Annotated in this window: 17 protein-coding genes; 7 read left to right on the forward strand and 10 right to left on the reverse strand. The window is 49.1% G+C overall.

Going from position 1 to position 24,872, the window contains the following annotated elements; translation table 11 throughout:
• Nucleotides 1-40: 40 nt before the first annotated feature.
• From RF679_RS14875 to RF679_RS14895, 4 genes are all read left to right on the forward strand, one after another.
• Nucleotides 41-1,177, forward strand: a complete 1,137-nt coding sequence (locus RF679_RS14875; protein WP_309481413.1) for a PilT/PilU family type 4a pilus ATPase — start codon at nucleotides 41-43, stop codon at nucleotides 1,175-1,177.
• Nucleotides 1,174-1,668 carry a glutathione peroxidase gene (locus RF679_RS14880; RefSeq protein ID WP_309481414.1) on the forward strand — a complete coding sequence of 165 codons (495 nt, stop codon included), beginning with the start codon at nucleotides 1,174-1,176 and terminating at the stop codon, nucleotides 1,666-1,668. The genes RF679_RS14875 and RF679_RS14880 overlap by 4 nt, the downstream gene beginning before the upstream one ends.
• Before the next feature lie 445 nt (nucleotides 1,669-2,113).
• Entirely contained in the window at nucleotides 2,114-2,482 is a 369-nt protein-coding gene (locus RF679_RS14885) for a hypothetical protein (protein ID WP_309481415.1), read from the forward strand.
• Nucleotides 2,483-2,647: 165 nt separating this feature from the next.
• Nucleotides 2,648-3,379 carry a ZIP family metal transporter gene (locus tag RF679_RS14895; protein ID WP_373921691.1) on the forward strand — a complete coding sequence of 244 codons (732 nt, stop codon included), beginning with the start codon at nucleotides 2,648-2,650 and terminating at the stop codon, nucleotides 3,377-3,379.
• A 15-nt stretch (nucleotides 3,380-3,394) separates the two neighbouring features.
• Here the strand turns inward: RF679_RS14895 and RF679_RS14900 are convergent, their stop codons facing one another.
• From RF679_RS14900 to RF679_RS14935, 8 genes are all read right to left on the reverse strand, one after another.
• A complete protein-coding gene (locus tag RF679_RS14900) occupies nucleotides 3,395-4,276 on the reverse strand; it encodes a sulfurtransferase (RefSeq protein ID WP_309481417.1) in 882 nt (293 codons plus the stop codon).
• A 68-nt stretch (nucleotides 4,277-4,344) separates the two neighbouring features.
• Nucleotides 4,345-5,283 carry a DMT family transporter gene (locus RF679_RS14905; RefSeq protein WP_309481418.1) on the reverse strand — a complete coding sequence of 313 codons (939 nt, stop codon included), beginning with the start codon at nucleotides 5,281-5,283 and terminating at the stop codon, nucleotides 4,345-4,347.
• Between the two features lie 169 nt (nucleotides 5,284-5,452).
• The gene (locus RF679_RS14910) at nucleotides 5,453-6,568 is read right to left on the reverse strand and encodes an aromatic ring-hydroxylating oxygenase subunit alpha (RefSeq protein ID WP_309484026.1); all 1,116 of its coding nucleotides are present in this window, start codon (nucleotides 6,566-6,568) and stop codon (nucleotides 5,453-5,455) included.
• Nucleotides 6,569-6,878: 310 nt separating this feature from the next.
• Complete coding sequence (locus RF679_RS14915; RefSeq protein ID WP_309481419.1) at nucleotides 6,879-7,643, reverse strand: LytR/AlgR family response regulator transcription factor; 765 nt, start codon at nucleotides 7,641-7,643, stop codon at nucleotides 6,879-6,881.
• Between the two features lie 76 nt (nucleotides 7,644-7,719).
• Nucleotides 7,720-8,970, reverse strand: a complete 1,251-nt coding sequence (locus tag RF679_RS14920) for a sensor histidine kinase (protein WP_309481420.1) — start codon at nucleotides 8,968-8,970, stop codon at nucleotides 7,720-7,722.
• A 203-nt stretch (nucleotides 8,971-9,173) separates the two neighbouring features.
• The gene (locus RF679_RS14925; RefSeq protein ID WP_309481421.1) at nucleotides 9,174-12,005 is read right to left on the reverse strand and encodes a DUF4214 domain-containing protein; all 2,832 of its coding nucleotides are present in this window, start codon (nucleotides 12,003-12,005) and stop codon (nucleotides 9,174-9,176) included.
• A 74-nt stretch (nucleotides 12,006-12,079) separates the two neighbouring features.
• Nucleotides 12,080-13,432, reverse strand: coding sequence for a DUF1501 domain-containing protein (locus RF679_RS14930; protein WP_309481422.1), 1,353 nt, complete (start codon nucleotides 13,430-13,432; stop codon nucleotides 12,080-12,082).
• On the reverse strand, nucleotides 13,429-15,102 hold the full coding sequence (locus tag RF679_RS14935) for a DUF1800 domain-containing protein (RefSeq protein ID WP_309481423.1): 1,674 nt from the start codon (nucleotides 15,100-15,102) through the stop codon (nucleotides 13,429-13,431). Before RF679_RS14935 ends, RF679_RS14930 begins: the two co-directional genes overlap by 4 nt.
• 766 nt (nucleotides 15,103-15,868) lie before the next feature.
• On the opposite strand from RF679_RS14935, the gene RF679_RS14940 reads away from it, so the two are divergent.
• The 3 genes from RF679_RS14940 (at nucleotide 15,869) to RF679_RS14950 (ending at nucleotide 21,531) form a co-directional block, all read left to right on the forward strand.
• Nucleotides 15,869-18,256: a chitinase C-terminal domain-containing protein gene (locus RF679_RS14940; RefSeq protein ID WP_309481424.1), complete on the forward strand. Its 2,388-nt coding sequence runs from the start codon at nucleotides 15,869-15,871 to the stop codon at nucleotides 18,254-18,256.
• A 135-nt stretch (nucleotides 18,257-18,391) separates the two neighbouring features.
• Nucleotides 18,392-19,846: a glycoside hydrolase family 19 protein gene (locus RF679_RS14945; RefSeq protein WP_309481425.1), complete on the forward strand. Its 1,455-nt coding sequence runs from the start codon at nucleotides 18,392-18,394 to the stop codon at nucleotides 19,844-19,846.
• Nucleotides 19,847-19,992: 146 nt separating this feature from the next.
• The gene (locus RF679_RS14950; RefSeq protein ID WP_309481426.1) at nucleotides 19,993-21,531 is read left to right on the forward strand and encodes a glycosyl hydrolase family 18 protein; all 1,539 of its coding nucleotides are present in this window, start codon (nucleotides 19,993-19,995) and stop codon (nucleotides 21,529-21,531) included.
• Between the two features lie 248 nt (nucleotides 21,532-21,779).
• Here RF679_RS14950 and gloA2 read toward each other — a convergent pair whose 3' ends face one another.
• Nucleotides 21,780-22,181 carry an SMU1112c/YaeR family gloxylase I-like metalloprotein gene (gloA2, locus tag RF679_RS14955; protein WP_309481427.1) on the reverse strand — a complete coding sequence of 134 codons (402 nt, stop codon included), beginning with the start codon at nucleotides 22,179-22,181 and terminating at the stop codon, nucleotides 21,780-21,782.
• A 30-nt stretch (nucleotides 22,182-22,211) separates the two neighbouring features.
• The gene (locus tag RF679_RS14960) at nucleotides 22,212-24,812 is read right to left on the reverse strand and encodes a DUF1631 family protein (RefSeq protein WP_309481428.1); all 2,601 of its coding nucleotides are present in this window, start codon (nucleotides 24,810-24,812) and stop codon (nucleotides 22,212-22,214) included.
• Between the last annotated feature and the right edge of the window lie 60 nt (nucleotides 24,813-24,872).

Raw genomic sequence — 24,872 nt, forward strand, 5'->3', positions numbered from 1 at the left:
TTTCATCATTTAACGTACACCGTATCACCAAGGAATTAACATGGAACGCGATCAGGCCACCAAGTTTATGAACGATTTGCTCAAGCTGATGTTGAGCAAAAATGGTTCCGATCTTTTTATCACGGCCGACTTCCCTCCCGCCTTTAAAATCGATGGCAAAGTGACGCCAGTATCCAATCAAGTACTAACCTCAGCCCACACCATCGATTTGGCGCGGGCCATCATGAACGACCGTCAAGCCTCTGAATTTGAATCAACTAAGGAATGTAACTTTGCGATTAATCCACCGGGCTTAGGGCGTTTCCGTGTCTCCGCTTTCCTACAACAAGGTAAAGTCGGTATGGTTCTTCGTACCATTACTTCTGCGATTCCGACCTTTGAAGAACTACGTTTGCCGCCACAACTCAAAGATATTGCCATGACCAAGCGCGGTCTGGTGATCATGGTCGGTGCGACCGGTTCTGGTAAATCCACCACGCTCGCTGCGATGGTAGGCCACCGCAATGCCAACAGCTACGGCCACATCATCACCATTGAAGATCCAATTGAATATGTCCACCCACATGGCAATTGCATCATCACCCAACGTGAAGTCGGTATCGATACCGATGATTGGGAAATCGCATTGAAAAACACTTTGCGTCAAGCCCCAGATGTCATTCAAATCGGTGAGATTCGCTCACGCGAAACCATGGATTTAGCGATTGCCTTCGCTGAAACTGGTCACTTGTGCTTAGCCACCTTGCACGCCAACAGCGCCAACCAAGCACTTGACCGTATGATCAACTTCTTCCCAGAAGAGCGACGTCAACAGCTATTAATGGATTTATCACTCAACTTAAAGGCGGTCATTTCTCAGCGTTTGGTTCCAATGCGTCTTCAAAAAGGCCGCGTTGCCGCCATCGAAATTATGATCAACAGCCCATTGATCTCGGACCTCATTTTCAAAGGTGACGTCCATGAGATCAAAGAAATCATGAAGAAATCGGAAGAGCTCGGCATGATGACCTTTGACAAAGCTTTGTTCGATCTGCACGAAGCCGATCTCATCTCTTACGAAGATGCCTTGCGTAATGCCGACTCTGTCAATGAATTGCGCCTTGCGATTAAGTTGAAAGGCAAGGACGCCAGCAATCGTGATTTGTCGGCCGGCACCCATCATTTGGGGATTGTGTGAGGCTGCCAGAATTTGAGCTAAGCACCCTGTCCGGAGAAGCGCGCAATCTCAGTGATTTTCCGGGCAAAGCATGGTTGATCGTGAATACTGCAAGTCATTGCGCGTTCACCAAACAATACGCAGCACTTGAACAATTGCATCAAGAATTTGCTGCGCGAGGTTTAGTGATCATGGGCTTCCCTTGCGACCAATTTGGTCATCAAGAACCCGGCGATCATGCGGAAATCGCGCAGTTCTGCCAGCGCAATTTTGGTGTCAGTTTTCCTATGTTCGCCAAGACCGATGTGAATGGTGAGCGAACACATCCACTGTTTCGTTTTCTAAAAGAAAAGGCCCCAGGTTTGCTCGGCAGTCATGCGATCAAATGGAATTTCACTAAGTTCTTGTTTGTACCTGAACAAAACCAAGTATTACGTTATGCACCATTATTCCCGCCAAACCTACTGCGTAAAAAAATTGGTACCATATTGACAAAACCAATCGATGGTTAGGAATTAGAGTAAGCTCACATTCTTTTGAAATACGCATCATTTTTTACAGGGCACTAAATCGTTTTTAACAGCATGTTGCTAGGCAGCTCGTCCTCCAAAATATGCTGATTTGCCAATTTCGTTTTCCTCAAAATTGTGATTCCTTTGCCGTTTTAGGAGATCGATTTAGCGCTCGCTGCACGATACAATTGCACGATAAAATTTGCGCGATACATTGGAAAAGTTCAACGGTAATGCTCAACTCGACCCGCATAAAAGCATGACGCTACTCTGAGAACACAAAAATTCCATTGAAACGAAGTGACTCCTTAAACTTTTCAGCACTCAGAATAGAGGCACTCTTATGAAACATTTTAAAGTTGCATGCGCGACCGCTTTCTGTATTTTCTTCAGTTCAAGTACGTGCGCTCAAATTCTCGAATGCCGTGACGAAAATGGAAAAAAAATGTTCGCCACTGTTTGCCCCAAGGGCTTCACGCAAGCACGCGAAGTGGAAATACTAAAACCGCCCACTGAACCTAAAGATGCTGGCGTTGCACGTGCCAAGACAATGAAAAAATTACTCGAGAAAGATGCGGAATATCGCACTCGGGTCGAACAGCAAGCGGTACTTGATGGAATTGAGCGTGACAAACAAAGAAAAATCGCCGATGCCTGCTACGAAGAAAGAAAGAAACTCAAAAGCTTGTTAGTCGAAGGCCCATACGAAACGGGGAAGGATCGCGATGGCAATCCTACCTTCATGGATGAGCAAACCCGTCAGGAAAAAATTAAGGCGCTCAACGAAAAACTCAAACAGTGCCCGGCAGAGTGATGCCACGGCGTGATGCATCGATAAAAGGGCACCGATCAACCCAACGGTTTGCAGAAAAAGGGCTTTTATGATGTAATTGCACCTCAGTTGCATTTAATCGCCCTTCTGAGGTTCAAAATTCATTCCACACTTATTTCGATACTCTTCACCACCGCAATCGCTGGCGTGTTGAGTATTAGTCTTGCTGCGATATTTTCCTTTTCAATGCTGTCAAAACTGGTCGAACGCATGGTCAGTTTTTCGGTAGGCGTCATGCTATCGACTTCCCTCTTGCATGCCCTGCCCCGAGCCTTCGAATCCGGCGCCGATGTGCGTTCCTTGTTTGCTTGTTTACTGGCAGGCTTGCTAGGCTTTTTCTTGCTCGAGAAATTCGCGATTTTGCGCCATTCCCATCATCACGAGGGCGACGGCCATCATCATGAGCATGGTCATGACGCCCACGAAGCGGGCAAAGCCGGGTGGATGATTTTGATTGGTGACGGTATGCATAACTTCACCGATGGGATCTTGATTGCAGCCGCTTTTTTGGCCGATCCCAATTTAGGTATGGTGACAGCTTTGGCCATCATCGCCCATGAAATTCCCCAAGAAGTCGGTGACTTTATCGTCTTACTCAATGCAGGTTTTTCACGCTTGCGCGCTTACGTCTACAACCTCCTGTGCAGCTTGATGGCTGTGCTCGGTGGCGTACTCGGTTATTTCACGCTCGACAAAGCCAGCTCACTGATTCCCTATGTTTTGGTACTGGCTTCATCAGGTTTCATCTACATTGCGGTCAGTGATTTAATGCCGCAAATGCAGCGTCGGGCGACCTTGAAAGAAACCATACCACAGATCATTTTGGTTTGCTGCGGCGTCTTACTCGTGTTGTTCGTCACCCAACATCATCACGACTAAAATCAGTCTTGGAATCTAGGCGTCCGAATTACTGGTCGCTACTGGCCGCGTTGGATCAGCACACCACTCACTCCAAGAGCCTGGATACAATGCTGCCCCCGACAAACCAGCGATTTCCAGAGCCAAGAGATTATGGCAGGCAGTGATGCCGGAGCCGCATTGCATAATCGCTTGCGATGGTTCTGTGAATTTCTGTGACCATTCTGCCCGCAACTCTGTCGCGCTTTTAAAACGCCCATCGGCTTGTAAATTGTCTTTAAAAAACCGATTCACTGCGCCAGGAATATGGCCGCCGACAGGATCGATGGTTTCATTCTCACCGCGGAAGCGATCTGCCGCACGTGCATCAACCACTTGCAAGCGCTGACTAGCAGGCGATGAAAGATTGGCTAAAACTTGCTGGACATCGACTTGACGGGTCAATGCGGCACGTACTGAAATACTGCCTTGCGCCGGTGTCGGGATTGCAGTATCGATCGCAAAACCTGCTGCGGTCCAAGCACCGAGACCACCGTCCAAGACGGCCACATTCGCATGCCCGATCGAACGCAACAACCACCATAAACGTGCGGCAAACATGCCACCATGCGCATCGTAGACAATCACTTGGGTGTCGTTGTGGATGCCCCATCGACGCAAATTTTGAATCAAATCATCTTGGTTCGGTAAGGGATGGCGGCCGCGAAATTGTCCATCCGCGCCCGCTTTTGAACCCGATAAATCCTGATCGAGATTGGCAAACACGGCACCTGCAATATGTCCTTCTTGGTACGCCTTCGTGCCAAAATTCGCATCCATCAAATCATGGCGACAATCAACCACGACCAGACTTTCCTGTCCTAACAAAGACTGCAATTCAGTGGCGTAGATAATGGTGTTGTACAAACGATGGCCCATGCTGTCCTCTCAAATGGCTCTCAATTATTCTTTAAGTAAATTGTCCTACCCAATCCGCTGCAAAAGACTCATGCCGCTTTCGCGGTTGAATTCTCATCAGCGGTATTCGATTGACTATTAAAATTCGATGCAATCATGCCGCTCGCCAGAATCACCGCAATGCCGCACCAACTGATCCAGCTTAGGCTCAGATTCCAAATCCATATATCGAAGGCGGTGGTGAACACGATGCCGACATATTGCAAATTCGCCGCCACTAAGGGATTCCCCAAACGATAGGCGCGCGTCATGAAGATCTGTGCAATGGTGGCAAATAATCCCACGCCAAGCAAGAGCAGAACCCCATTCAACTGGAAAAGATGATGCGACTGGTGCGCCGCGGCTTGCGAAACACTGAACTTATCAAAAGCAGCAAGCTGGCCGACCACGCCCATCACCGTACTCACAAACGAAAAATAAAAGACGACGCGATATTCAGGCTCACCCGCCACACCCATTTGTCGTACTTGTAGATACGCCAGCGCAGCGATAAACCCAGAACACAAGGCGACTAAACTATCTGGTACTTGTTCAGGTGTAATGGTCGGTTGCAAGAGCATCACCACGCCGACGAAACCTAACACAATCGCCGCCGCCAAGCTCGGTGGCAAATGCACGACTTGCTTGCCGCGATTCTTCCACCAAGAAGTCACAAACAGGATCACAGCAACCCAAATCGAAGACATGTAGCTGAGCGTAATCGACAAGGACAAAGGCAGATGCGCGATCGAATAAAACCACAGCCACAAGGAAGTCACGCCGAAGATGCCGCGCCACATATGGCTCTTTACCATCGAAGTTTTGAAAGTACCGCCGTGCAGATACACCAGCCCTAATAAAAAAAAGACGCCGACACCACCACGGACCGTGACGATTTCAGATGTGGTGTAGGTGCTCGATGCCAGCTTGACGAAAACGCCCATCACTGAGAACAAAAACGTTGCGGCTAACATCCATAAAGCTTGCATGAAGACGATCCCTGTTTCTGACGACCTTTAGGAGCCCTAATGCATCTAGGCTCCCAACCAACATCCATCGAACTATGTCGATGTACAAAAAAGAACGCCGGAAATCCAAGCTGGAATTTCCGGCGTTACTGTTATTTTACTGTGATTCGACCAAACTCACTCGGCGTCCTCAAAACTGCATTTGCCGACGATACCATTCATGGAAGTGCTGCATGCCATCTTCCATCGGCGATTGATAAGGTCCGACTTCACTTTGCCCTCGTTCGAATAAAGCTTTACGACCTGCATCCATACGCATACCGATTTCATCGTCTTCGATACAGGTTTCCATGTACGCAGCACGTTCGGCTTCAACGAATTCACGCTCGAACAAAACGATTTCTTCTGGGTAGTAGAACTCAACCACGTTCTTGGTTTTACCTGTCGCGGTTGGCCACAAGGTGGAAACCACCAACACGTGCGGATACCATTCAACCATGATGTTTGGATACAAGGTCAACCAAATCGCGCCGTATTTGGGAGGTTCGCCGCCGCGATATTTCAAGACTTGTTCTTGCCAAGCTTTGTACTTCGCCGAGCCGGACTTCTGCAGACCTTTGTGAACGCCAACAGTTTGTACGCTGTAGTCTTCACCGAACTCCCAACGTAAATCATCGCAGGTCACGAAACTACCGAGGCCAGGATGGAAAGGTTCGACGTGATAGTCTTCGAGATAGACTTCAATGAAGGTTTTCCAGTTGTAATCGCATTCGTGCACTTCCACATGGTCGAGCATGTAACCAGTGAAATCGAGATCCTTGGTGACCGACAACTTCGCCATTTTTTCCATGACGTTGTAGCCATTTTGCTCGAACAACAGACCATTCCAGTTCTGCAATGGTGTGCGGGATAGATTCAAGCAAGGCGTGTCAGCGAAATGCGGCGCACCGATCAATTCACCTTTGAGGTCGTAGGTCCAGCGATGTAATGGGCAGACAATTTGTTTCGCGTTGCCGCGACCATTGGTGCCGGGACCACCAAACATCAATGCTTGACGATGACGGCACACATTCGACAAAAGTTCGATGCCGCTGGCGCTACGCACCAGCATACGGCCCTCGTTTTCAGAAGCCAAGGTCGCATAGTCGCCATTATTCGGCACCATGAGCTCATGGCCGACGTAACGAGGACCCGCTTGAAATAATTGTTTGATCTCACGCTCTAATAAGCTTTGATCAAAGTAAACATGAACCGGAAGTTGCGCGTCAGAACGCGCCAGTGTAGACAAAGAAGCCAGATCGGACATCCCCACCCCCAAATTAATTTGCACCAACCTAAGAGAGAAAGAATCCACAAACACCTCTTTTCGAACTCTAACTACGAGCCGAAAACCAAAACAAGAGACTAAGAGGCACTTGATGAGGAAATTTTGGACAGAACACGAGATTATACCCGAAGTCTGGGCTAAGGTCTTGTTTTACTTATGTTTTGCGGGGGTTTTGCGGGGCAGGTAGCGATAGCTTTGCAGTAAATCAAGGCTGTTTTACTTCACTTTCTACTGGTGCCCCAGATTTAACATGAGTGAAAAATTACATTAAATTCTAGGCAAAAGAATCTTATTCTCGAAACAAATGCGTGAAATTACGGCTGACCATGAGTTTTTCAGGGTGCCCTTTCAATATAACTTGCATACGTTCCGCATCGACTCGCTCTGCCGCCGCGATGTATTCGACGTTGACTACCGATGATCGATGAATCTGCCAAAACTTGTCTTCATCTAAATTGTCGAGCAAGTCCTTCAGCGCGGTCCGCAACAATGCTTCCGAGTCTGCTAGCACCACGCGCGTGTATTTGGTATCAGACTGCAAGAAAATTATATCGTCGACATTAATCAAACGAATTTGTTTGCCAACGCTTGCCTTAATCCATTTTAGTTTTTCGGTTTTCTTAGGTACTTCCGTCGCTAGTCCCAATTGCTTGAGCAAGGCCGTCAAATCGGTCGGCACTGTTTGCAATTTCTCTTGCAAACGTTCAATCGCCAATTGCAAGCGATCCTCTTCAACCGGCTTCAATACATAATCCACGGCTCCAGAATTGAAGGCATCAATCGCATATTGGTCGTAGGCGGTAATGAAAACCACATGTGCTTGTCGACCTATTTTACGTGCCACTTCGAGACCGGATAGTCCTGGCATACGGATATCGAGAAACACCACATCGGGTTCGAATTCCAAGAACCCATCCCAGGCATCATTACCATTCTCAGCGACCTTGACCAGCTCGGCACTCGGCCAGAGTTTGCTCAATTGCGCCAAGAGACGCTCACGCATCAGTGGTTCGTCTTCCGCAACCAAGATCTTTACTTTGTTATGACTCTTCATGCTTTCACTTTCAAATTTAAACTCGTGTGTTTTTAGTAGGCAAACTTGTCGAAATTCTGCTTTCGCCAAGACCTCATCAGCTGCTCTCTGAAGGCGCCAAAGAATCAAGCGGTAAGGGAATCTTCACCTCGGCCATCACGCCTCCGTCGGCATGCTCATACAAATCCAGCGTCGAATTTTCGCCATACATCAAGCGCAGTCGCTCACGTACATTTTCGAGACCAACTCCTTGTCCTGGTTTTTCGCTTAAGCCAATGCCGGTATCACGCACATAAATACCCAAGCGATCTCCCACTACTTCGGTAAAGATCGCAATTCCCCCTCCACTAAGACTTGGTTCTAAACCATGCTTAATCGCATTCTCGACTAAGGTGAGTAAGGCCATGCTCGGTACTGCCATATTCTCAAACTCGGGAGCCGGGGTGATCGAAATTTGGAGTCGTGCCCCCATCCTCACCTTCATCACTTCCAGATAGGCCCGTATCATCTCGAATTCCTGTGCCAGACTCACTGCCTCGGCACGTATCATTTGCGTACTCGAACGTAGAAAGGCAATCAAATTTTTAGTCAGCATCGCCGCTTCAGGTGCCTTTCCTTCCGCTAACTGCTGCACTGCGCCTAGCGTGTTAAATAAAAAATGTGGTTCGATTTGTGCCCGCAACAAACGCAGCTCTGCTTTGGATTGTTGCTCGGCATGACGCGCTTTTTCTGCATCAAGCGCGAGCTGGGCGGCACGTGTTTCAAAAGCTTGGTTACGCCAAGTAGCGACCACGCCAATCAAAAACACATAGGTACCGGCAAAGGCCAACACGGCCCAAAAAAGACCCGGTGCAATTTCCCGGATACGATCGAGCCCAGAATTGCGGGAAAATAACACAGCAGCACCTGCACCACTAAGCATACCTAATCCCGTATATGCAAAAAGCTTCAAGAGCGTGCGCCACAAAGATCGATTAATTTTGCGGTAATTAAACCAAACGCCGATTAAGGAGGTGATCAAAGCCCAGCCAACAAAAACCGTGGTTCCTAATAACACATAGGGATTGTGAGCAGGCTTGAAATAGGCGATCACGATACCAATCAGCGAAAACAATAAGCTCAGTTTGAGAACGCTTCGCCAAAAATAAGCGCCCCGATATTTCAAACTGAATTCACGCAGCTGCATTCTTTCGATTTCTGATAACTGCGCGATTTGTCGAGCAAATTTTCGGCGATATCCCAGCTTCGTGGTTTCCGCCAGCTCCGGCCGTTGCAACACCGCCAGCATTTCTTCATCCCACTCTCGATACCACTGTCGAGCAGCGGTCCATCCGGTAAAGACTTTCATGACATCGCTCCTATTTCTCACGGATGGGAATATAAAGAAGTTTCCATTGGAAAGCGATAGCCTTGGGGCTTAAGTACGAAACTGCGGGTATGAAATACGAGAGCGCGTCGGCAACAATGGTGCATTTGGCTATGAATGAATCGCTTGGGAGCGATGTACTCCCAAGCGTTTACGTTGGTACGAATGACGAAAGCTTGAGCCGCTTAGAAGATCTGCATATCAGCGCCATTAATCCCAACCAAAGAGATCGCCTTGCTGATATCAGTCGGTGTCACAGCCGCTGCGATCTCCATGCCATGGCGGATAGCATCTTCTGGCAAGGTATAGCCTAAACCCCAATCGATAGAAAAGGTTTTTGCGACCACAATTTTATTATCCAACAGATCTGCCACCCAGCCCCAAGTTTTGTCACCTTTGAAGCTATGGGCAGCGTCTAACATCGTTGAAACTAAAGAACCACGCGAGGCTTTACCGCTGCTGAGTTCATTATTCCAATAATTGACACCCTCCGCATCACCGCCATCAGCACGGCCCAAAACATTGCGATAAACGACGCGAATAAAGTCAATATTGGTCATAGTCGAGCTGAAGCCCGTCAAATCCGAAAACATCACCCCAGCGCCGTAAAAAATGTCTGCGATTTGATAAATCGATTTTCCTGCTTTGCTTTCGCTAATCCAATACGCCATACCATCGGCATCTGGAACGCGGTTGAAGAAAGCTACATACAATTCCATAAGTCTTTGCACAGTAGCAGTTGGCGCTGATGCCGCTAAGCCTTGCACTAGCAAATTCACATTGATGTCGCTGAACTGCAGTTTTTCGACATGCGACAGAGTATCAATACCTTCGCTACCAGTTTTCGCTACTACGGTGTAATTTCCCGCATTCAAACTGAGTCGATAATCGGCCAGTTTTCCCGCATAAATCGCAGTATCAATTCCAGCGCCACCTTCAATGACATCATTCCCACCCGCGCCTGTGATCGTGTCATCACCGGCCATGGCATTAATCAAATCATTGGTAAGGCCGCCATTGATATTGTCATTATTAGCGGTACCATTAATCACTTCTGTGCCCACCGCCACATCGACAAACACCGTGTATTGATTACTGTGACCAGCATCATCTGAAATTGAATAAGTAAAGCTGTCACCAACTTCCGCACCAGGGGCCGCGAAATAAGTGAAGTCACCGTTCGCATTGACCGTTGCTGTTCCATACTTTGGTGCTGCAACGAGCGCATACTTCGCAACGCCATCAGCTAAATCATTAGCAGCAGGGAGAGTGGAGTTGACGGTGCTCCCGAGATCGACCGCAACTTCAAGATCAGAACCGAGGGCGACGTACGATAGATCGAAAGCTTTATCAGCAAACTGTAGCTTTTCAATGCTGAGTATGGTATCGAATCCGGCACTACCATCGCGCGCAGCGATATAAAACTTGCCGAAGGAACTTGAAATAAAATAGTTATTACGAGGTCCCGTAAATATCGCCGTATCGACACCACCCGCGCCATCGATCCAATCGTTACCGTCACCACCTGTAATTTTATTGTTGACGTCATTGCCCAACAAATAATCATCCAGCGCGGAACCCTTGAGGTCTTCGATCACAGTCCCGACTGCAATTGACAAATTATTGACCGCTGGAATTCCATTGGCAGTCACACCAAAACTACTCAAGTGCCCAGGCTGCAAATCGATACTGACACCGACCTTTGAGGCGCTCGCATCGAGCAAGTCGACACCACCATCATCAACAATACTTGTTTGTGAATTCGATTGCCCATCTCCCAAACTAATCGTTGTATTGCCCACGTTCACCGAACGACTGCCATACAAATACCGCAACGCTGCCAAGTCCATAGTTCCCCATGTGGAAGGGAACAAACCATCACTCGAATAATTTTGTGACATGACGGTATAGGCGGTCTGATTAAAGGCCGGTAATATCTCTTGCGCGTAATGATCGTTCGCATCGATGTTACTCGGATGGCGCAAACCTAATGCATGTCCGATCTCATGTAACAAAGCGGCATAACCCTCGGTGCCCGGTGTGAGCGCCAGCATCGATTCAATATCCATCCAGACATCACCCGCCGCATCACCCGCTTCACCGGGAAAGTAACTGGTGCCTTTACTGGCCGTTTGTTGACTCACACCAAAACGAATGGAACCAGTTTGGCCGGAGGTTTCGTCAACTTCTTTAAAACTCAAACCGGTCAAGGCGCTGAGGTCTGTGAAAATTTTTCGGACGACTTCTTTTTCGGCGACGCTAAAACTTCTGAACTGACTCGCACCAACACCGCTTGCCGGCGCTTGCAGTACGAAACTGAAGCTCACCTCCACCGCCGTTCCCAGCGCCTTACTCGCATTCCATCGATTAGCATCGCCTTGTACTAAGCCAGATTCAGCAAGGCTTTGTACCGTCACAAAATCGCTCAGTGATTTTTGTGAGCTGACATTGCCATCCCAGATCGACAAGGCTTCAACGTTGGTCAAACTAATATTAAAACTAGGAGACTGCGTGGCAGTGATTTGAGCAGACTTTCCATCAATGCTCACCTTCACCGTAAAATCAGACCACGCTGCAGGTGTGCTCGTGAACCACGGTAGATTCAAAACATCGAAACCATCCCGTCCATCGACAATACTTTTGTTGTATCCACCGACCCAAAAATTATTACTGTTCGCGCTGCCATAGAGCTCAGTCTCACCACCACCACCCGCTGCGGCTTCAACGCCAATCAAGGTATCACGCGTACCCCATCCGTCGAGTGCCCAACCAGCTTGCAGGTCAACCACCACTTTACCGGGCGCCCCGTCCCAATAGGCGGCGATCACTTGACGCCAAGGTTCTGTCGCAATTGGAATAATCTGAAGCGTGTCATTACCTTTGCCGCCGATCGCATTGCCGCCATAGATTTGAATCTTGTCGTCACCCTCAAGACCAAAGACATTCACGTCAATATTCTTATGTGCTTCCGTTTGACTGTAATCGTCGTTTGCGGTGGTTAAATACAGATCTGGCATGCCGCCCCCTCAGTGTTCATGTTCGTATTCATATTCATTTTTTGGTGCTCGTCGATTTCCTATCGCGAGTCATCTTAAGTTTTGAAAAGCGGTAGTGTTTTCTGCGTGAAGTTACTCAAGTTGGGGAATACACTGGCAAATTGCGATGCCGGCAATCCTAGCCATTGCATCAAACTTGCAGCAAACTGATCGGTGCTGGTGGTAGGAACGTGTCGACCACCGCGGTTTGGATCACTATCCTCTGATCCACCGAGTACAAGTGATGGGAACTTTCCTAGAACCTGACCACCTGCCACTGCACCGCCGAAAGCAAACCAATGGTTGCCCCAGGCGTGATCAGACCCAGCACCCGATGCGGGACGCAAAGTTCGACCGAAATCACTCATGGTAAAGGTAGTCACATCCAGATCCAAACCGGCCGCCACTAAGGACTCATCGAAGGCGGCTAAATTTTTACCGAGGACCGCCAATTGTGCATCTTGTGTACGCGCTTCGGAACCGCGTTGTCCATAATGCGTATCGAAACTTCCCCATTGAATCAAAAATACTTGGCGCTTAAAACCCATATTCTTGAAGGCTGGTAAGACACTTGCCAGAGACCGTAGGCGTGTTCCTAGTTCGTCGCCAGAAAATTCACCTTTGGGCGTGCTGGCCTTCAAAAAAACTTGCGTCAATAACGTGGATTCATTCACACTCAAATCCAGCGTCCGTGCATATTCAGCTTCGTATTGATTCGTGAACTGCAGCTTCGCCATATTGTTCAAAGCCTGCGTCCAGTAACTTTGTGGATAGGCCAAGTCCGAGCGCCCCCAATACCTTGCCCCATTCGGCGACATAAAAGACACACTGGAAGCTTTTCCCAACACTAAAGTGCGGTCTGAACTGGTGGTGACTGCATTTAGTTGATTCTTCAAACTAGTCGGTAGTAACTCGAGTGCTCGCCCTGCCCAACCACTCTGATCGAAGTCTCCACCCCACCCTTGTTGCATTGCTGTTTGATCGCTATGAGACATCAAATAGGGGGGAATTGGCACAGAGTGTTCAATGACCTGCGTTGCCGTACTTGGCACGATCAAAGGGCCCGCATTTGCCACCCATGCTAAACGCTGGCGATTGTAAAGCGAGGCCAAGGGAGCTAAACCAGGATGTAAAGCGAAACTATGTCCCGCACTGACACCGTTCAATGCAATCAAAGAATCTTTGGGAAGTGCCAAGATGGGGCGCGATGTGGCGTAATCGTTATAAGCCGCATCGGTTGGGATCAAGGTGTTATGACCATCATTCCCACCTGCCAAGAAGATACATACCAAGGCGCGGTAATCATTCACTGCCGCGTTTGAATTTTGAAATTGACTTACTAAGGTATTGACGCCAACACCTGCGAGCGCGGGGATTGCGATCGACTTCAAGAAATCTCGACGTTTCATTTGATCACTCCAAAGCTAGGGCTAGTTAAAGCAAACTGCAGGGTTGTCACCGTCCCCGACTCAGGATTTTGCCAACGTTCACCTTTGATCAAATTCAGCAAATTATTTCTTAATGTGGCAGGCATTGCGCCTCGGAACCAACGTTTACTCAGTAGATCAAGGAACTCATCTGGCGATTTAGCAAATGCCGTCGTTAATTCATTCCAATTACAACCGGTTCTTGTGAGATTGTCGGCACGCGCAGGATTGTCCGCATTAAAGAAGCGCCAATCAAGGTTGCCTAAGCGCGACGTAAACTCCATGGTGTTCAAAAGTTTTTGTTCAGGTGCAAGCAAGTTGCTTCCCGGCGCACGATCCGTCGCTTGATAATAGGAAAAAATACTTGGTGGCGAAATGGTGTTCTGATTAGCAGGTTGATCGACGTACTGATTGCCTTGCCAAGTGCCATGCGTCATGTGCTTACAACCTAGTCCACGGTGCACTGCAGACATCCATAAAACCGGTTCCCGCAAATAGCCCATTTGTTTGTCATTCACTCCCAGCACATCTCCGGCGCGCGCTTCGGGGTCTAACAAGACCGCTTTTACAACAGCCGCCATGTCGCCCGTCACGCCTTTTCCATTATTCCGAAACACAGCACTCACTCGCGCCAGATACTGTGGGCTCGGATTACTGCCAACTAAGTGTTGAATTAAACGCAGGCTCACGAATGGGGCAACGTTCTGGTGTTTCATCAATAATGCGACCACGGCATCAAGCTCATCAGATGCGTTCAGCCCCGCTGGGATTGCTGTTCCCATGACTGTCTTGGCGCCACTATCATGTAAGAATGAAGCAGACTCGGGCACCATCGGAGACCCATAGTGAGGCCAACTATAGTCAGGCAACCCCGTATTATTCGATGGTGCTCTCCAGCCGGTTAAGGCACGCGCCAATTCTTCGACATCCTTCTGCGTATAGGTTTCTTTCGCCTTCCCTTGCGCATCTCGAATCACGCTACCGTCAGAATTCAGTTGTACAACGCCGACCGTGAACAATTGCATCAACTCTCGCGCATAATTCTCATTCGGCGTGCATCCGAGGCATTGAGGCGAAGTAGGACGATTGAGCTCGTTATTGAGATAGAAACCCATGTGAGGATTCAGCGTTACATCACGCAATAATTTAGCGTAATTGCCGAACACGTTTCGACGCAACATGTTGTAATACTCCAAGCTGCCATTGGCCTGGCCCGCACTCACCGGTATGTACTGGAACACCGCCCAAGTGACTCGTTGACGCAACTGATCCGGAGCTGCTAATGCAGTATCCCAGAACTCATCGTTACGAAAGAGCCACAGTGGCGCATCGCCCGCCGCAGGTGAATAGCTCAGCAACTCACGCGGCATGGTGGTCGAAGTAATTGGCATCGCCAACTGTTTATCAATCCAAGCCTCGAAACCGAGACTCTGTATCTCGGTAATTAATTCGGGGGTGACACCGAAGCTAGTCTGTTCAGCAAAGCGAGCAGCGGCGTAATAACTCACCTTAGGCGCTTGTTGTGTACCGACCTGTCCATTCGACTGGTGCCCCTCTTGTGAGCCCTGATCTGTGCGTGAACATGCCAACAGACTGCCAAGCATCAGCACAACGATGGCTGGTTTAAATGATCTTAAATTTATCTTACTCATCAATGTTCTACCTCACAAACTCACAAATCAAGTGCTGTCTTCTGAGACTCTCAAAGAGACCAAATTTCGCTTTTCCCAGCAGGGGCCTGAGCAAGAAATGACGCTGATCATTCGACTCACTTCGAGTCCTTCCTATTGAGATCAACTATTTCTTGCATTTACCGGGGCGGGCTTAAAGTGAACGAATAGGATATCAGGATATCGTCGATGCAGCCTTGGTAAACCTAGTCTAAAAGCAAAGCGGTCAACAGTACTTTGCATCACCATCCCAACTTACAAAGCAAAGCGTTTTTTGTAAAGAAAAAATCATCGCGAGAGGACATACCAGTCACAATTTTGCCACGCATTTTTTTCAAACTTTTCATAGATAAAAATATTCATTTAAGCAAGAAAAAAACAAAATATAAAAAACCACTTGTCTATTTTCTCAAGATTACTACACTGGCTCGCATTGGATGCACACCAAATCAATACCACTACAAAACCATAATAGACCTTCGATCACCAAACGTGATCCTTAACAAGAGAGGTCAAGTGCGTTCAAGCAGTTTGTCATCTGAGTGTGCTCACAGTTTCGCCCCGCAAGATTCTCACGAAACCCAGCACATCACACCAACCTACACATCGGGTGACAAAGAGGGAGGGGACATTTCACAGTCGATTTTTTTGCTGAGTGCGTGCACTTGCAGGACCTCGCTCGCCTGTGAAATTCCCAAGGTGAACCTGAAGACCAACTTTCAGGATGAATCATCAATGGGGAAGACCAATGAAACAGTCAGCTACATCAGCAACTTTAGGGTTCGCACTCAGCGTGCTTGCCTTCAGCCTTAGTGCTAGCGCTACAGCCTCAGCCGCCACGGCTGATGGCAAACTTAATCCTTTCAAATCCGTCAGCACCAGCAAAACACTTGCGGCCTGCAGCTCAGCTGCGTGGAATGCGACGGCTGTCTACACCGGCGGCATGACCGCCTCCTACGATAACAAAGAATGGCGAGCCAAATGGTGGACGCAGGGGAATACGCCGAGCACTAATCCAGATGGCCCTTGGGCCTATGTCAGTGATTGCGGTGGTGGAACCGGCGGCGGTGGCGGTAGTGATCCTGTGCTCACCACAGTACCAGCGCCTACCGGCCACGCTTTATGTCGCCCTGATGGCATGACGATTTCGACTGGCACCAATCCACCTTACTGTCTTGCCTACGACAACAATGGTCGCGAAAAATTAGGAACAGTAAAACGTCGCATCATCGGCTATTTCACCAGTTGGCGTACCGGTAAAGATGGTAGCCCTGCTTACCTTGCGCATCAAATCCCTTGGGACAAAATCACCCACATCAATTTCGCCTTCGCCCACGTCGAGAACAATAAGATTTCGATTGGCAATGAAACCGATCCCAACAACTCAGCAACGGGCATGCAATGGCCAGGTGTCGCTGGTGCGGAGATGGATGCGAGCTATGCCTACAAGGGTCACTTCAATCTCCTCAACAAATTCAAGAAGCAATATCCCAACGTCAAAACCTTGATCTCGGTCGGTGGTTGGGCGGAGACAGGTGGCTACTTTGACGCCACCGGCAAACGCGTCAATAGCGGTGGCTTCTACAGTATGACAACCAATGCGGACGGTAGTGTGAATACAGCGGGCATCAATAGCTTTTCTGATTCTGTCGTCAGCTTCCTACGCAAATACAATTTCGACGGCGTTGATATTGATTACGAATATCCGACCTCGATGAAAGACGCAGGCAATCCACTCGATTGGACCACTGCCAATACACGCCGCGCTGGTTTGATGCGTAGCTATAGCGTACTGTTGAAAACGCTGCGCGAAAAACTCGATGCAGCAGCGACGCTCGACAATCGCTACTACCAACTCAGCATCGCCGCGCCTGCCTCGGCTTATCTCTTACGTGGCATGGAGAATATGGCGGCCTTGCAGTATCTCGATTTCGCTAACATCATGAGCTACGACTTGCATGGGGCGTGGAATGAATTCGTCGGTCCGAACGCAGCACTATTCGACGATGGCAAAGATGCGGAGTTGGCGCGTTGGAACGTGTATAGTACGGCGCAGTACGGTGGTATTGGTTACCTCAATACCGATTGGGCCTTCCACTATTATCGCGGCGCCATGCAAGCGGGTCGCATCAATATCGGTGTGCCCTATTACACCCGCGGCTGGCGCAATGTGAGCGGTGGTAGCAATGGCTTGTGGGGTAAATCACTCGGTAGCAACTGCCCGACTGGACTCACCAATTGCGGCAATGGTGCGATGGGTATCGACAATATTTGGCATGATCTCGATGAGCAAGGCAAAGAACTGGGCGGTGGAGGCAATCCTTTGTGGCACGCCAAAAACCTCGAACGCAATATCGCCGGCAGCTACATCGCGAGCTATGGTCTAACACCAACGACCGACGCCGACGACCGCCTCACTGGCAGCTATGTACGTTACTACGACGCCACCTTGGTTGCACCTTGGTTATGGAACGCACAAAAAGCGGTGTTCTTATCGACCGAAGATGAAACCTCGGCACAAAAGAAAGCACAATGGATTATCGATCGCGGTGTCGGCGGCGTGATGTTCTGGGAACTTGCCGGCGACTTTGATTGGAACGCGACGCGCAACAACGGCCAAGGTGAATACTTTATCGGCTCGACTCTCACACGAGCTTTTAACACCGCGTTCAAAACTGCTTCACTCTACGAAAATAAACGTAGCACGCAAGCAGCGGCTACCGGCGCGATCGATCTCAAATTCGAGCTGTTGGATTACAAACTGGGCGACGCCAATTATCCCATTAATCCGAATTTAAAAATCACCAATAGCTCAAGCTACACGCTACCTGGCGGCACCGAATTTCAATTCGATATTCCGACTTCGACGCCGAATACCATGGCAGATCAATCGGGCTTCGGCATGAAAGTCATCACGAGCGGCCACACCGGCAACAACATCGGTGGCCTAAAAGGCAATCTGCATCGTGTTTCGGTCAAATTACCGAGCTGGAGTAGCCTCGCGCCCGGCGCCAGTACCACGCTCGCCGTGGTGTATTACTTGCCGATCTCAGGGCCAAGTAATTTCAGTGTCGTGATCAATGGCAAAAGCTACGCGATACGTAGCGAGCAACCCTATCTCGCCTACATCAAATAAATCCATTTTTTCAGAAAACACCTCTGCAGCGATGCAGAGGGATGATCTCGCCAACCCAAGCATCTGACGCTTTCAGCATGAACGTCATTTGCTGAAGAGCGAGTTCAGTTTAAAACATCACAAGGAGACAAAATCATGCAAGAAAAATCGAGCGCATCAGCGCAATCGCCATCAACAAGTGTGGCTAGCTCAAAACTTAGATTGAAGTCCGCCTTACTCACCATGCTGATCGGACTCGGCATTTCTAGCCAAGCGGACGCAGCACCAGCCACGCCCTCCTGCAGCGACTGGCAAGCGAGTAAAATCTATGTCAATGGTAACTATGTTGTCGCCAATAAAATCAACTATCGCGCCAAATGGTGGACGCAAAACAATGAACCCGGCAAGAGTGATGTATGGGAAGCGCGTCCGACTGGCGAATGCACTTACGATGGCGGCGGCACGCCCCCTGATGGCGGCACACCCAAGGGCATTCCGACTTTGAAGGAAGCGCAAGCGGACGAAGCTGCTAAAACTTCCAGCACACTATTCCAACAGATCAAGGCCTCCATACGCACACTGGACACCGCTTCGGTTGAAGCTGTCCAACCGGGGCGTGCCGCTAATCCGATAAACGTTAAACGTGTCGAACGCATCGTCAGTAACACCGATTGGCAAACCCTGTTTGCGATGCGCGATGCCAGTTATACCTACACGCGCTTCCTGCAAGCGATTGCCAAATTCCCAGCGGTCTGCGATGACTACAGCGATGGGCGCAATGCGGATGCGATTTGTCGCAAAGGTTTGGCCACAATGTTCGCCCACTTCGCTCAAGAAACGGGTGCACATGATCCGGGTTCGCCGATTCCACAATGGCGTCAAGGATTGTACTTCTTGCGCGAAGCAGGTTGCCGCGATGACGATACCAGCTGTGGCTACAACGCTGAATGCGATCCGAGTACGTGGCAAGGTCAAACCTGGGCTTGCGGTAAAAACCCCAACGGCACCTGGAAGAAATACTACGGTCGCGGCGCCAAACAACTTTCCTATAACTACAACTATGGTCCCTTTTCCGACGCCATGTTCGGCACGGTCCGCACCTTGCTCGACAAACCTGAGTTGGTGGCCGACACCTGGTTAAACTTAGCCTCTGCGGTGTTCTTCTATGTCTATCCGCAGCCACCTAAACCATCGATGTTGCATGTGATCGATGGTACCTGGAAACCTAATGCTGCTGATGCTGCTGCCAATATCAGTGCGGGATTTGGTGCGACCATCAATATCATCAACGGCGGTATCGAATGCAATTCCGGCACTGACAAACCACAAGCAGTGAATCGCATCAGCTATTACAAGAGCATGGCCAACTATCTTGCCGTGCCAATTCCAGCCAACGAAGCGCTCAGCTGCGCCACACAAAAGTCCTTTCCATCGAATGGCGCTGGCGCGCAATTGCTGAACTGGGAACAAGACTGGAGTTACGACTCCAGCCGCCCTGATGGTAAGAGCTACGCCTGCAAATTGGTGAACTACCAAACGCCTTTCAATGCCCTGAAAGCAGGCGACTACGTCAAATGCGTGGAGTACTACTTCAAGGTCACGCTGAAATAAATTGATTTGCAGAGAACACTGCAATCACTCATTTGAAAAACATTTGAAAAGACAGCTTCCTCAAGATGTGCCGTGCAGCGCAATCACATCACAAAGAAAAGACGCATCACCCACGGCAGGATGCGTCCACTACGATTGGAGACAATATGAAAACACATTGGAAATGGAGCCTCAAACTACTCGTCGTCGGCGCTAGTATGATGATGAGCAATCTCGCTAGTGCGGCGGAATGCAATCCTTGGAATAGCGGTACGGTGTACACACAAGGTTTGTATTCGACCTATGGTGGCAAAACTTGGCGTGCCAAGTGGTACACGCAAAATGAAGTCCCCGGTAGTAATCAATGGGGCCCATGGGAAGAACGCCCAGCGACTGAATGCACGGTGACTGTGCCGCCTGGTGGCGATGGTAGTGGCATTCCTGAGCCCAAACCAACCGTTGGCAAACATCTGGGCTCTTACTTCGCACAATGGAGTATTTACGGTCGCAATTACAAACTACGAAATTTGGTCGATACCGGTGGTGATAAGAATCTCACCTTCTTAAACTATGCATTCGGCAATGTCTACGCAGATGGTCGCTGCAATATCGTGACCCGCGCTGAAAATGGCAATGGCGACGGTGGCGATGGTTGGGCCGATTATCAACGCGGCTTTGCTGCGAATGAATCAGTTGATGGCGTCGGCGATACCTGGGATGCCAAACTCAAAGGCAATTTCAATCAGCTCAAGAAACTCAAATTACGCAACCCTAACTTGAAGGTGTTGATCTCTCTGGGTGGTTGGACTTGGTCGAAAAACTTTAGCACCTTTGCGCGCACCGATGCAGGTCGCAAAGCTTTAGTCAGTTCTTGTATTGATCTCTACATCAAAGGCAATTTACCAGTCGCGGAAGGCGCCGGTGGCGCGGGTGTAGCGAAAGGTGTATTCGATGGTATTGATATCGATTGGGAATACCCTGTTGCTGGCGGTTTGCCAAGCAATAACTACGATCCTAGCGATAAACAAAACTTCACCTTGTTGATGAAAGAGTTCCGCACTCAACTCGACGCTTTAGCCGCGGCCAACAAACGTCGCTACTATCTGACTGCAGCAGTTGGTTCTGGTGTCGATAAAATTCGCAATACCGAAGCTGGTTTGTATAGCAGCTATTTGGATTGGGTCAACATCATGAGCTACGATTTCCATGGTGGTTGGGAAACCGTAGGACCGACGAATTTCCAATCGGCTTTGTTTGCCGATAGCGCAGCGCCCGTCACTGGCGATTTAGCCAAATATAATATCAATGACGCAGTGACCGCCTTCATTGCTGGCGGCATGCCCAAATCCAAAATCGTGGTCGGCATCCCTTTCTATGGTCGTGGTTGGAAAGGCGTCAAAGCAGGCCCGAAAGGTGATGGTCTGTATCAAGCAGCAACGAGTCCAGCAGCAGGCACTTACGAAGCCGGCGTCGATGACTACAAAGTCTTGGTACAAAAACGCACGACAAAATATGTGCATCCTGTGACCAAGCAATTGTGGACTTATGATGGTAATGAGTTCTGGAGTTACGATGATCCTAGTGTGATTTCGACCAAATCGACCTATGTCAAAACACAAGGATTAGGAGGTTTGTTCAGCTGGTCGCTCGATGGTGATGATGCACAAGGAACCTTGATTAAAGCGATGAACGTTGTGCGTCAATAATCGTGCGTCAATCATGGTGCTCGTTTAAGACTATATGAGTTGAGCTTGTATACAGTCAGCAGCTCTTGTTCGCTCCGACAGTAAGAAGAGCTACGAGAACCTTGATGATGAGGAATAGACCAATCAGGAACGCTGATGATTTCTTTGATGTGGTGGTGAAGTGGAAGTTTCCCCCAAACTTTTGCTTCATCACTACATCAAAGATCTGAGGAATACATCGAGCAATCGAATCACGTAGAGCACGTCGATCACTCTTGATAGAACTCGATTGGCAAATGATCTGGGTCGGCGAAAAAGCAAAAAGCTTTTCCAGTGGCAGCGTCGATACGCACTTCCTCTACCGCAATACCCGCCTCTTCTAGTTTCTGTTTAGCAGCCTGCACATCGCTCACACGCAGAGCGAGATGGCGCAGACCTTGTGCTTCAGGGTACGAGGGCCGCGCTGGCGCATTCGGAAAACTAAATAATTCGATTTGCGTGCCATCAGGCAGCGCCAAATCAAGCTTGTAAGAATCGCGTTCTGCACGGTAGTGCTCGGCGATGATAGGCAATCCCAAGACTTCCGTATAGAAGCGCTTCGAATTGGAATAGTTCGAACAAATAATGGCGACGTGATGTACGCCACGCAGCAATGTGCCCAGCGTACTCATGCTTTTCGGAGATATCGCACCATCAATTGATCAAGCCGCCACAGGTTCTGCTTGTGGCTTATTCAAAGCATCAAGCAAAGCGCGGTCGACCACTTTGTCGACTGAGATGATCTTTGCACGTCCTTCACGGAAATTACGCTCCAGCTCATCCACGGCGACCGAGAAAGATTTCTCTTTTTGACTCGAAGTAAAAATAAACAAACTGCGCATCGGACTGACCCAAGCCAAGCGTACTTTTTGCATGCTGGCATCGCGTTTTTCAAATTCCACCCACATACCACGTTCCAAGGATGCGACGGCCTCTTCGGCAGCTTGAATCGCTTGCTCAACCTTGGTCATCATGACCGCAGGATTGATCGTCGCTTCGGCGGCTGCTTCTTGAATTTCGGATGCTGATGCAGAGCTTGTTACTAGGTTTTGATCCCCACTGTTGGAGCCACTGGTTTCTCCATTGGACTCTGCATTTGTCGCAACAACAGCACCATCGGCAGCATCAGCACTAGGCACCAACGATGCCATAATTGGCGGCAAATCACCATGTGCGATCGGCGCGTTTTCGCTTGACAGCACAGTCGACGCGACCTTAGCGACAATCGTCTGTTTCGCTCGCGCTTCGGCTTTTTGCTTGGCTCGTGTTTTTTCTCTCTCAATCGCTAGTGCTAACAAGCGTTCTTTCTCCGCTTGCTCAGCAGCTTCTTTGGCCTTGGCTTCTTCTTCCGCTTTACGACGTTTTTCGAGACGACGTTCAGTCGCGATTTTCGCCGCTTCGACGGCTATTTCCATTTGTCGCTCAGGACTGAGCTCAAGCGGAGCGCGCACGATCGAGGCATGACATTCAGCGAGATCAGCGAAGAACTGCACGCGATCAGCATCTTCCCACTTGATCAAACTGAGCCACTTATTCAGACGCGCCAAAATGCCAGGCAAACGATTAATCATTTCCTGACGTTGAGCCAAAGTGATCTTCGGTTTGATACTCCAGATCAAATCATCCATGGTCTTCAGTGCATCTTCGACGGCGTGTGGCTTTTCATCTTTGACGCTGTATGCCAAGGTTAAGACTTTGGTCCAGCGATTTTCCAAGAAGGTTTCGACAAAGGCTTCTACTTCGCCAGTGCCAATCCGCAATGACACTTCATGACTAGCAGCAATACTCGCCTGCTTGAATTTCTCACGTTGAATCGCCCGATTAATCGGCGCTTGCAGCGCTTCTATCGTGGCGGCTTCATCTTTCTGAATGAAAGATTCGAGATCATTGACAACTTCGTCGAACAAACCCAGTTGCTGATCAAACTCTTTCTGCACACGCACCACATTGCGCTGCATCGCTTGGAACAATGGATCTTCGCGTCCTTTATCAGGATCGAAAGAAACACTGTATTTCGAGAGCAGCTCAATTAAGCGGCGCGCCGGATGATTATCTTGGAAGAAGAAATCTTTATCGATCAAGGCCGCTTTCAGCACCGGCACTTGGAGTAAGCCAATTAAATCTTTCGCAGGTTCAGGAATATCTCGATTGCTAAAGACGCCATCAAAGACATGTGATAGCAAATCTACCGTATGACGTTCCACACCATTGCGGAATACATTGGGCATCTCTTGACGCAGTTGCGACAAACGCATCGCATTTTGTGCGCCCGAGACCAATTGATGAATGGCCATGTCTTTCTGCACATTGGCCAAGTATTGGAATAGTTCAGAACTCGCTGGATTAAAACTTCCTGCATCACTTGCAAATTGATAGCTATGTGGTGTCGCACCACCACCTTGGCTCGCGCGCACCGCTTGCTCATGTTGAGCCGCATGGGCTTCGGGGCCTGCTGTTTGCCCCGAAAAATATTGTTCTAACTTACGCGTGACTTCATTCTTGACGGCTTCACCCAACTTCTCCGCTTCGAGGCTCGCAGCCTTTTTCTTCTTACGATAAGTTTCTTGGAGATCAGGCAAAACACCACGAATGACCAATAACTCGTTCAGTGCGTGATAAATCGGTGCCAGGTCGAAAACCAGCTCCCCTAAGACAGGTAGTAACAAGCCATGTGAAGCAGCATCAGGATTAAAATCACACCAAGCTGAATTCAGTGCACGCAAAAAGACTTCAGGTCTAAATGGATTCTGGGCCACACTCAAAGACTCGACGCCCAACATACTGGCCAACCGCATATTCAGCGCAGCGAGGGGTTCGGCATGATTCAATTCCAGAGCGCGACTAGCTCGGCTGTAACTCAACTTGAGTTCCATTTCTTCGTACGACACCAAGCTCATTTCAATATCGCCCTGCTCGGTTTTCGTCTTGCGTACAGATGCGTCGGCTTGAGTCAGCTCCTTGACCTCAGCCTTGAGAATCTTTTCTAAGCTGGCGGTACATAAATAGTAGTAGGTGTAGGTACTGTTCTTTAACAGTTGCGCGCCGTGAAAACAGACATTGGCCAGTTTTGAATCACTGGCATCTTCGGATTGTTCGAATAATGCGTGCGATAGACGGCCGGCAAATGGCTCAATTTGCGGCGAGCTCAATTGACAGGCCTGTTGAACCAGTGCCTGCCACGTGTCGAGTTTCTCTAAAGGCATTTTAAAGTCTGTCTTTGAGGATTTACTCGACATTGTTGTGTCTGCTTGGTGTGTCGACATAAACAAATTCCAACTTCACTCCGTCAAGCCATTTCGCGCATGATCGCGACTTTGACTATA

This window comes from Undibacterium cyanobacteriorum (assembly GCF_031326225.1).
Lineage (GTDB): Bacteria > Pseudomonadota > Gammaproteobacteria > Burkholderiales > Burkholderiaceae_D > Undibacterium > Undibacterium cyanobacteriorum.

Excerpts from the sequence above, each read along its gene's own strand:
- RF679_RS14950 (WP_309481426.1), top strand. The coding sequence starts at position 19,993 with ATGAAAACACATTGGAAATGGAGCCTCAAACTACTCGTCGTCGGCGCT.
- RF679_RS14960 (WP_309481428.1), bottom strand. The coding sequence starts at position 24,812 with ATGTCGACACACCAAGCAGACACAACAATGTCGAGTAAATCCTCAAAG.
- gloA2 (WP_309481427.1), bottom strand. The coding sequence starts at position 22,181 with ATGAGTACGCTGGGCACATTGCTGCGTGGCGTACATCACGTCGCCATT.
- RF679_RS14935 (WP_309481423.1), bottom strand. The coding sequence starts at position 15,102 with ATGAGTAAGATAAATTTAAGATCATTTAAACCAGCCATCGTTGTGCTG.
- RF679_RS14885 (WP_309481415.1), top strand. The coding sequence starts at position 2,114 with ATGTTCGCCACTGTTTGCCCCAAGGGCTTCACGCAAGCACGCGAAGTG.
- RF679_RS14940 (WP_309481424.1), top strand. The coding sequence starts at position 15,869 with ATGAAACAGTCAGCTACATCAGCAACTTTAGGGTTCGCACTCAGCGTG.
- RF679_RS14930 (WP_309481422.1), bottom strand. The coding sequence starts at position 13,432 with ATGAAACGTCGAGATTTCTTGAAGTCGATCGCAATCCCCGCGCTCGCA.
- RF679_RS14900 (WP_309481417.1), bottom strand. The coding sequence starts at position 4,276 with ATGGGCCATCGTTTGTACAACACCATTATCTACGCCACTGAATTGCAG.
- RF679_RS14945 (WP_309481425.1), top strand. The coding sequence starts at position 18,392 with ATGCAAGAAAAATCGAGCGCATCAGCGCAATCGCCATCAACAAGTGTG.
- RF679_RS14910 (WP_309484026.1), bottom strand. The coding sequence starts at position 6,568 with ATGTCCGATCTGGCTTCTTTGTCTACACTGGCGCGTTCTGACGCGCAA.
- RF679_RS14905 (WP_309481418.1), bottom strand. The coding sequence starts at position 5,283 with ATGCAAGCTTTATGGATGTTAGCCGCAACGTTTTTGTTCTCAGTGATG.
- RF679_RS14875 (WP_309481413.1), top strand. The coding sequence starts at position 41 with ATGGAACGCGATCAGGCCACCAAGTTTATGAACGATTTGCTCAAGCTG.
- RF679_RS14920 (WP_309481420.1), bottom strand. The coding sequence starts at position 8,970 with ATGAAAGTCTTTACCGGATGGACCGCTGCTCGACAGTGGTATCGAGAG.
- RF679_RS14915 (WP_309481419.1), bottom strand. The coding sequence starts at position 7,643 with ATGAAGAGTCATAACAAAGTAAAGATCTTGGTTGCGGAAGACGAACCA.
- RF679_RS14925 (WP_309481421.1), bottom strand. The coding sequence starts at position 12,005 with ATGCCAGATCTGTATTTAACCACCGCAAACGACGATTACAGTCAAACG.